We start from the raw sequence: 6,476 nt of genomic DNA, 5'->3' as shown, positions 1-6,476 counted from the left end.
AGGTCCGGGCCCTGGAGGCCATGGACTACATCGTCTCCACCATCCACATGCAGGGCTTCTCCCGGCTGTTCCGTCCCGCCAATTTCGCCCCTGACGAGGCCGATCACGACAAGGTGAAGGCGCGCGGGCGGGAGATCCTGGGCAAGGGCCTTGAGCTGCTCGACTCGGCGCTGGAGGGACGGGACTACCTGGCAGGGTCGCTGTCGGTCGCGGACGCCGCCCTGTACTATGTCCACTTCTGGGCTGCCGAGCGGCTGCAGATCCCGCTGCCGGCGAATTGCGCTGCCCACTACCAGCGGATGAAGGCCCGCCCGGCCGTGCAGAAGGTCCTGGCCACCCACGGCTTCGCCGCCTGATACCCGGCCGTTCGGGAGAAATCGAGAGCCGGATCGCCGGAAAGCGGTCCGGCCTTTTGCTTGACAGGGGCCGGTTGCCGCCGTATTGAACCATATGGTTGAATAACCGGATGGTTCAGCAACATGATTGTCAGTGACCAGGCCGAAGCTGCGGCGCCGGAGACGGCTCACGAGCTTGTCATCACCCGGATCCTCGACGCCCCCCGCAGCCTGGTGTTCAAGGTCTGGACCCAGCCCGAGCACATGGTGCGCTGGCTTGGCCCGAAGGATTTCACGGCGCATTCCGCCCGGCTCGACCTCCGGCCCGGCGGCGCCTGGAGCGCCCGCATCGTTTCGCCCGAGGGCAAGGAATATGGGATGGGCGGCGCCTATCGCGAGGTGGCGGCGCCGGAGCGCCTGGTGTTCACCTTCGCCTGGGACGAGAACGGCGAGCGCGGCCACGAGACGCTGGTCAGCGTCAGCTTCGCCGACTGGGACGGCAGGACGGAGCTGACCTTCCGCCATACCGGCTTCGAGACACTGGAAAGCCGCGACGGCCATCATGGCGGCTGGAGCGAATGCTTCGACCGGCTGGCAGCCTATCTGGATCAGGATATCGGAGGCGCGGCATGAAACGCGCCTATCACGGCAGCTGCCATTGCGGCGCAATCCGCTTCGAATGCGATCTCGACCTCGCGGCCGGAACCAGCCGCTGCAACTGTTCGATCTGCACCAAGGGGCGGTTTTGGAAGGCGATCGCCCGTGCCGCCGATTTCCGGCTGCTGCAAGGCGAAGACTTCCTGGCGGAGTATCGCTTCATGGGCGCGGCCGGCGGCACCATCCATCACCGGTTCTGCCGGCATTGCGGGGTGAAGCCGTTCGGGCGCGGGGAGATGGCAGCCCTGGGCGGCGTGTTTTACGCCGTCAATCTCGGCTGCCTCGACGACACCACGGTGGCGGAGCTGGCCGAGGCGCCGGTCGTGTTCGAAGACGGCCGGGCCGATCGCTGGGACCGGCCGCCGGCGGAAACGCGCCACCTCTAGGCGGCGCGTTTCCCTCGGCAGAGACCGGGCCGTCAGTAGGCCGGGGCAACGACCGTGCGTTGCGGCGTGACGACCGTGGTGCCCGGCGTGACGACAGCGGGCGGCTGCTGGACCACAGTGGTCGGCCGGTCCGGCGGGGTGTTGTTCACCGTGCAGGCGGCCAGCAGGGGCAGCCCGACCAGGGCGATGGCAAATGTCTTGATACGCATGTCCAATCCTCCAGTTCGGGGGGAAGCGGCACGAATCGACACCGCGTTCAGGACCCAACAGGACGACTTCGAAGACCGTTCCCCACAGCGCAGCCGCACTTCAGCTCGCAAAAGACAGAGCCGGATGATTCCTCATCCGGCTCTGGGGATCGCACCGGCACGGCGGCCCCGGGAAGCGGGGCACCGCATGGGTGGCCTGGCGGCTGTGGGCCGCGGGCCGCCGTGCCGGCAACCGGCCCCAAAGGGCCGGTATCGGAAGGCCGGCGTCAGTAGGACGGCTGTACGACGGTGGTGCGCGGCGTCACATAGGTGGTGGTCCCCGGCATGACGACGGCGGGGGCCGGCTGGGTGACGACCGTGGTCGGACGCTCCGGCGCGGTGTTCACGGTGCAGGCCGCAGCCAGAAGAGAAAGCCCGGCGAGCGCGACAATCGTTGCAATAGAACGCATCTCACGTCCTCCAGTTCAGCAAAGCGGCTCGAATCGAGGCCGCGACGCAAACCCAACGGGACGAAGGGGCAATGCGTTCCCCTGGTATTTTGCAGGCAATTCCGGAAAGGCCGCGATTTTCGCTCAGGGCTCGGCGGCGCCGTGGCTCTCGCGCAGCTTGCGGGCATCGCGCCGGTTCAGGATCACGGCGCTGGCGATGACGAAGGTCGCCACCACCAGGATGATGATCGTCGCCAGCGCGTTGATGTCGGGCGTCAGCCCCAGCCGGACCTTGGAGAAGATCAGCATCGGCAGGGTGTTGGCGCCGGGGCCGGAGGTGAAGGTGGCGATCACCAGATCGTCCAGCGACAGGGTGAAGGCCAGCAGCCAGCCCGACACCATGGCCGGGGCCAGCAGCGGCAGGGTGATGTCGACCATCACCTGCCAGGGCCGGCTGCCGAGATCGGCCGCCGCCTCCTCGATCGAATGGTCCATGTCAGCCAGCCGCGACTGCACCACGACGGCGACATAGGCCATGCAGAAGGTGACATGGGCGATGGTGATGGTCATCGCGCCGCGCCCGGCCGGCCAGCCGAAGGTGTCCTCCAGCGCCACGAACAGCAGCAGCAGCGACAGGCCGGTGATCACCTCCGGCATCACCAGCGGCGCGGTGACCATGCCGGCCAGCAGCAGCCGGCCGCGGAACCGGCCGAGCCGGGCCAGGGCGATGCCGGCCAGGGTGCCAAGGATGGTGGCGAGGGTGGCGGAGACGGCGGCGATCTGCAGGCTGAGCAGTGCGGCATCGATGATCTGCTGGTTGCCCCACAGCGCGGCGTACCATTTGGTCGAGAACCCGCCCCACACCGTGGCCAGCCGCGACGCGTTGAACGAGAACACGATCATCGACGCGATCGGGCCGTAGAAGAAGATGAAGCCGGCCACCAGCCAGACCGTGAGGAAACGGGACCGGCCGCGCATCAGGCCCCTTCCCCCCGCGCCTGGCGGTTCTGGAACCACAGGATCGGCACCACCAGCAGCATCAGCAGCACCACGGCCACCGCCGAGGCCACCGGCCAGTCGCGGTTCGAGTAGAATTCATTGAACAGCACCTGGCCGATCATCGGGCTGGACGGGTTGCCCAGCAGCGCCGGGATCACGTATTCGCCGGTCGCCGGGATGAACACCAAGAGCGAGCCGGCGACGATGCCGGGCAACGACAGCGGCAGGGTGACGTCGAGGAACACCCGCCAGGGCCGCGATCCCAGGTCCATCGCCGCCTCGACCAGGCTCTGGTCCAGCTTCTCCAGCGTCACGTAGAGCGGCAGGATCATGAACGGCAGGTAGGAATAGACGATGCCGAGATAGACCGCGAATTCGGTGTTCATCATCTCGATCGGCTGGTCGAGGATGCCGGTCCAGACCAGGAAGCCGTTCAGGATGCCTGACTTGTTGAGGATGCCCATCCAGGCATAGATCCGCAGCAGGAACGAGGTCCAGAACGGCAGGATGACGAACAGCAGCAGGATGTTGCGCGCCCCCGGCGACGACCGGGCGATGCCATAGGCGATGGGATAGCCGCACAGCAGGCACAGCACGGTCGAGATGACCGCGATCTTGACCGAGTTCAGGTAACCGTCGAGGTACAGCCAGTCCTGGGTCAGGAACACGAAGTTGTCGAGCGACGCCGTGATCCGCGGCCAGGTCCCTTCGCTCCAGTCCAGCAGCGCCGAATAGGGTGGCCGGCCGATGATGCTTTCGGCCAGGCTGATCTTCAGCACGATCAGGAACGGCACCAGGAAGAACAGCGCCAGCCAGAGATACGGGATGCCGATGATCAGGCCGCGCCAGGCGTCGCCGACCCGGCGCAGCGCCAGGCGCCACAGCGGCCCGGCCGGCCCCCCAGGGTCCGGTGTCGCGCTCATTCCGTCAGCAGCAGCGACGCGGCGGGAGTCCAGGACAGCCAGACCCGGTCATCCCAGTCGACCGGCCGGTCCTCCTCCCGCCCGCGGCGCTCATTCTGCCGGCTGACCGAGACCAGCCTTCCGTTGCCGAGCCGCACCCGGAACAGCGAGCGGTCGCCGAAATAGCCGAGGTCGTAGACCATGCCCTGCAGCGTGTTGGTGCTGGCCTGGGTCGGCTCGCGCCCGATCGCGATCTTCTCCGGCCGCACCGCGACCGAGACCGGCGCCCCGGCCAGGACCGGGCCGGCATGGGCGACGGTCAGGGTCCCGGCCTCTGCCGTCGCGACCGTCACCCGCCCGTCGGCCACGCTTTCGACCGTGCCCTCGAACAGGTTGATCGAGCCGATGAAATCGGCCGAGAAACGGCAGTTCGGGTATTCGTAGATGTCGGTCGGCGTGCCGGTCTGCACGATCCGGCCGCGATTCATCACCGCGATCCGGGTCGACAGGGCCATCGCCTCCTCCTGGTCGTGGGTGACGACGATGAAGGTGACGCCGACCTGGTACTGGATGGTCATCAGCTCGAACTGGGTCTGTTCGCGCAGCTTCTTGTCGAGCGCGGCCAGCGGTTCGTCGAGCAGCAGCAGCTTCGGCTTCTTCGCCAGCGCCCGGGCCAGGGCGACGCGCTGGCGCTGGCCGCCGGACAACTGGTGCGGCTTGCGGTGCTCGAAACCCTGCAGCTGCACCAGTTCCAGCATCTCGGTGACACGGTCGCGCCGCTCGGCCGCGGTCATCGCCTCGTGCTTCAGGCCGTAGCCGATGTTCTTCCCGACATTCATGTGCGGGAACAAGGCGTAGGACTGGAACATCATGTTGACCGGCCGCGCATAGGGCGGCGTCCGGGTCATGTCCTGGCCGTCGATCAGGATGCGGCCGGCGCTCGGCGTCTCGAAGCCGGCCAGCATGCGCAGCAGGGTGGTCTTGCCGCAGCCGGAACCGCCGAGCAGGCAGAACAGCTCCTTGCGGTGGATCTCGAGATCGACGGCGTCGACCGCGGTGAAGTCCGCGAACTTCTTGGTCAGCCCCTCGATCCGGACGACCGGCTTGGCCTGCGGGTCGAGCCAGGGCCGGTCCTTGGTGTCCGGATAGCGCTCGGCGCCGGCCATCGAGGACCTACTGCCCCGATTTGATCTGGCTCCAGGCCCGGGTGCGGGCGCGGAGCGCGGCCTGGGGCAGGTCGGCCGGCACATACAGCTTCGCCCGCGTCGCCGCATCCGGGTAGATCGCCGGATTCTCCAGGATGTCCTTGTTGACGAAGGGCTCCGACGCCTTGTTGGCGTTGGCGTAGTTGGTGAAGTTGGTGGCGGCGGCGATCACCTTCGGCCGCATCATGTAGTTGATGAAGACCAGCGCGTTGTCCGGGTGCGGCGCGTCGGAAGGGATCAGCCAGCCGTCGAACCAGGCCGGCCCGCCGCTGTCGGGCACGGAATAGGCCAGGTTGATCTTCACCCCCGCCTCTGCCGCCCGGCTGGCCGCGGTGGCATAGTCGCCGGACCAGGAGAAGGCCAGGCACAGCTCCTGGTTCGGCAGCTGGTTCAGGTAGTTGGCGGAATCGACCGCCTTGATGTACTGCCGGATCGGCTTGAACAGCGCCGCCGCGGCCTGGTAGTCCTTCGGATCCTGCGAATTCGGGTTCTTGTGCAGGTAGGACAGCGCCAGCGGGATCATGTCGGTCGGCGATTCCAGGATCGAGATGCCGCAATCCGCCCATTTCTTCGCCAGCTCGGGCTTGAACAGCATGTCGAGCGAGGTGACCGGCGCATCGGCCATCCGCTGCTTGATCATGTCGACATTGTAGGCGAAGCCGACCGTGCCCCACATATACGGCACCAAATACTCGTTCCCCGGGTCATGGGCGGCGACGATCTTCAGGATATCGGGGTCGAGATTGCCGTAATTGGTCAGCTTCGCCTTGTCGATCTTGGCGAACACCCCGGCCTTGACCAGCGGCGGGATCAGATGCGAGCCGTGCAGCACGACGTCGTAGCCGGAATGGCCGGCCATCATCTTGGCGTCCACCGTCTCCGACGCGTCATAGGTGTCGTAGACCACCTTGATGCCGGTTTCGGCCTCGAAATCCTGGATCGTGGTCTCGCCGATATAGTCGACCCAGTTGTAGACGTTGACGACCTTCTCCTCATCCGCCAGCGCCGGCAGCGCCGCACCGAGAAGAAGCGCCGTCGCGGCCAGCAGCCGGATCGCCTGGGGGGAACGGGTCATCGCCTTGCTCCCTAATGCCTCACCCTGCCGGCCGGTTTTGTGTCGCTGTGCCGCGGCCGTCGGCACGTCTATTCAGAGCCCGCTTCGCCGGATTTCTCCAGCGGATTCTTTACCGAATCCCTACGGTCCGATCGTGCCGGCCAAGCCCCGCTTCAGCAGGCTGCCGGCGATGATCAGGCGCTGGATCTCGCTGGTGCCCTCCCAGATGCGGTCGACCCGCAATTCGCGGCTGAACCGTTCCGCCACATTCTCGCGCATGTAGCCGCGGCCGCCGAAGATC

Annotated in this window: 10 protein-coding genes; 3 read left to right on the top strand and 7 right to left on the bottom strand. The window is 66.8% G+C overall.

What is annotated here, in order from left to right; genetic code table 11:
* From AC3XYG_RS17780 to AC3XYG_RS17770, 3 genes are all read left to right on the top strand, one after another.
* Nucleotides 1–356 (top strand): glutathione S-transferase family protein (locus AC3XYG_RS17780; RefSeq protein WP_489141184.1); only part of this gene is annotated, 356 nt, incomplete at its 5' end.
* Between the two features lie 123 nt (nucleotides 357–479).
* On the top strand, nucleotides 480–968 hold the full coding sequence (locus tag AC3XYG_RS17775) for an SRPBCC domain-containing protein (RefSeq protein ID WP_489141183.1): 489 nt from the start codon (nucleotides 480–482) through the stop codon (nucleotides 966–968).
* On the top strand, nucleotides 965–1,378 hold the full coding sequence (locus AC3XYG_RS17770; RefSeq protein ID WP_489141182.1) for a GFA family protein: 414 nt from the start codon (nucleotides 965–967) through the stop codon (nucleotides 1,376–1,378). Before AC3XYG_RS17775 ends, AC3XYG_RS17770 begins: the two co-directional genes overlap by 4 nt.
* Before the next feature lie 32 nt (nucleotides 1,379–1,410).
* Here AC3XYG_RS17770 and AC3XYG_RS17765 read toward each other — a convergent pair whose 3' ends face one another.
* The 7 genes from AC3XYG_RS17765 to AC3XYG_RS17735 all read right to left on the bottom strand — a co-directional run bounded on the left by AC3XYG_RS17765 (nucleotide 1,411) and on the right by AC3XYG_RS17735 (nucleotide 6,475).
* Nucleotides 1,411–1,587 (bottom strand): hypothetical protein, encoded by a 177-nt coding sequence (locus AC3XYG_RS17765; RefSeq protein ID WP_489141181.1) that lies wholly within the window; start codon nucleotides 1,585–1,587, stop codon nucleotides 1,411–1,413.
* 266 nt (nucleotides 1,588–1,853) lie between these two features.
* On the bottom strand, nucleotides 1,854–2,036 hold the full coding sequence (locus AC3XYG_RS17760; protein ID WP_489141180.1) for a hypothetical protein: 183 nt from the start codon (nucleotides 2,034–2,036) through the stop codon (nucleotides 1,854–1,856).
* 123 nt (nucleotides 2,037–2,159) lie between these two features.
* Complete coding sequence (locus tag AC3XYG_RS17755; protein ID WP_489141179.1) at nucleotides 2,160–2,993, bottom strand: ABC transporter permease subunit; 834 nt, start codon at nucleotides 2,991–2,993, stop codon at nucleotides 2,160–2,162.
* The gene (locus tag AC3XYG_RS17750; RefSeq protein WP_489141178.1) at nucleotides 2,993–3,937 is read right to left on the bottom strand and encodes an ABC transporter permease subunit; all 945 of its coding nucleotides are present in this window, start codon (nucleotides 3,935–3,937) and stop codon (nucleotides 2,993–2,995) included. The genes AC3XYG_RS17755 and AC3XYG_RS17750 overlap by 1 nt, the downstream gene beginning before the upstream one ends.
* A complete protein-coding gene (locus AC3XYG_RS17745) occupies nucleotides 3,934–5,082 on the bottom strand; it encodes an ABC transporter ATP-binding protein (RefSeq protein WP_489141177.1) in 1,149 nt (382 codons plus the stop codon). The genes AC3XYG_RS17750 and AC3XYG_RS17745 overlap by 4 nt, the downstream gene beginning before the upstream one ends.
* A 7-nt stretch (nucleotides 5,083–5,089) precedes the next feature.
* Entirely contained in the window at nucleotides 5,090–6,196 is a 1,107-nt protein-coding gene (locus AC3XYG_RS17740; protein WP_489141176.1) for a polyamine ABC transporter substrate-binding protein, read from the bottom strand.
* 120 nt (nucleotides 6,197–6,316) lie between these two features.
* On the bottom strand, nucleotides 6,317–6,475 hold the full coding sequence (locus AC3XYG_RS17735; protein ID WP_489141185.1) for an acyl-CoA dehydrogenase family protein: 159 nt from the start codon (nucleotides 6,473–6,475) through the stop codon (nucleotides 6,317–6,319).
* Nucleotide 6,476: the final 1 nt, after the last annotated feature.

Source organism: Inquilinus sp. (genome assembly GCF_057815775.1).
The sequence above is the reverse complement of the archived record's forward strand: the minus strand, read 5'-3'. Positions and strand labels throughout refer to the sequence as shown.